We start from the raw sequence: 279 nt of genomic DNA on the forward strand, positions 1-279 counted from the left end.
GTGACCGCCACAATGACGCAGCGCGGACGACTTCCCAAAGAGCGGTGTGCATCCCGATTCGTCGCCCATCAAGCGGGAGGATGACAACTTGGACCATCGTCGACGAATCGTCCAAGTCGGGCGTTGCGAACTGCCAACTGTCGATCGTCCGAACACCATCCACTGTCGTGAACTCGGAGTCGAACCCGACGACGATCGCGCGCCGACCCGTTCCCATCGATCGCACAGAGGCGAGTTCCCCGAATGCGACTTCACGGCCCGCGAGCGGGTCGGCGGAGC

At 63.1% G+C, this 279-nt stretch carries 1 protein-coding gene; it reads left to right on the forward strand.

Annotated elements, in window-relative coordinates; genetic code table 11:
* Positions 1-88: 88 nt before the first annotated feature.
* Positions 89-279, forward strand: a 191-nt coding sequence (locus tag SB717_RS35250; protein WP_410907561.1) for a hypothetical protein, incomplete at its 3' end; no start/stop codon positions are given.

This window comes from Priestia sp. SIMBA_032 (genome assembly GCF_046535215.1).
GTDB classification, from domain to species: Bacteria; Bacillota; Bacilli; order Bacillales; family Bacillaceae_H; genus Priestia; species Priestia aryabhattai.